Source organism: Streptomyces sp. NPDC043427 (assembly GCF_056436655.1).
Genome location: NZ_JBWKCC010000019.1, coordinates 131,682 through 132,557 on the forward strand (window position 1 = coordinate 131,682; position 876 = coordinate 132,557).

General features: G+C 67.7%; 1 protein-coding gene. It reads right to left on the minus strand.

Annotated elements, in window-relative coordinates:
• Positions 1-841, minus strand: an 841-nt coding sequence (locus tag AC067M_RS27685) for a WD40 repeat domain-containing protein (protein WP_478699735.1), incomplete at its 3' end; no start/stop codon positions are given.
• Positions 842-876 lie beyond the last annotated feature (35 nt).

The window sequence follows — 876 nt, forward strand, 5'->3', positions numbered from 1 at the left end:
TGCGGGGTTTGCTGGTGGCCGGGTCCCACAGGCGGACGTTTCCGTCTTCGCCGGCGGTGGCGAGGGTGTGGCCGTCGCGGCTGAAGGCCACCGCGTACAGCGCGCCGTTGTGTCCTTTGAGGGTGGTGCGGGGTTTGCTGGTGGCCGGGTCCCACAGGCGGACGTTTCCGTCTTCGCCGGCGGTGGCGAGGGTGTGGCCGTCGCGGCTGAAGGCCACCGCGTTCACCGCGCCGTTGTGTCCTGGGAGGGTGGTGCGGGGTTTGCTGGTGGCCGGGTCCCACAGGCGGACGTTTCCGTCTTCGCCGGCGGTGGCGACGGTGTGGCCCTCGGGGCTGAAGGCCACCGCCCACACGCCACCGTTGTGTCCGAGTGCGCGGTTCTTGCCGGTGGCCGCGTTCCACAGGCGTACCGTCTTGTCGCGGCCGGCGGTGGCGAGGGTACGACTGTCGCGACTGAAGGCCAACGCGAGAACCTCGTTTGAGTGCCCAGAGAGGGTGGCTCGAGGCGAACCGGTGGCTGTGTCCCACAGCTGTACAAGGCGCTCGCTAGCTGTGGCGAAGGTCTTGCCGTCTGGGCTGAAGGCCATCACGGCTGCGGCTGCTACGCCGTTGAGTCTGCTGAGGATGTTTCCGGTGACCGCGTCCCTCATCTGAACCTCGAAGTCACCACCAGTGGCGAGGGTGTGGCCGTCGGGGCTGAAGGCCACCGCATACATTCCGGTGTCCTTTTCTTCTAATGTGCGGCGGGCCTTGCTGGTGGCTGCGTCCCACAGGAGGACGTTTCCGTCTTCGTCGGCGGCGGCGAGGGTGTGGCCGTCGCGGCTGTATGCCACCACGTTCACCGCGTCGTTGTGTCCTTTGAGGGTGGTGCGGGGTT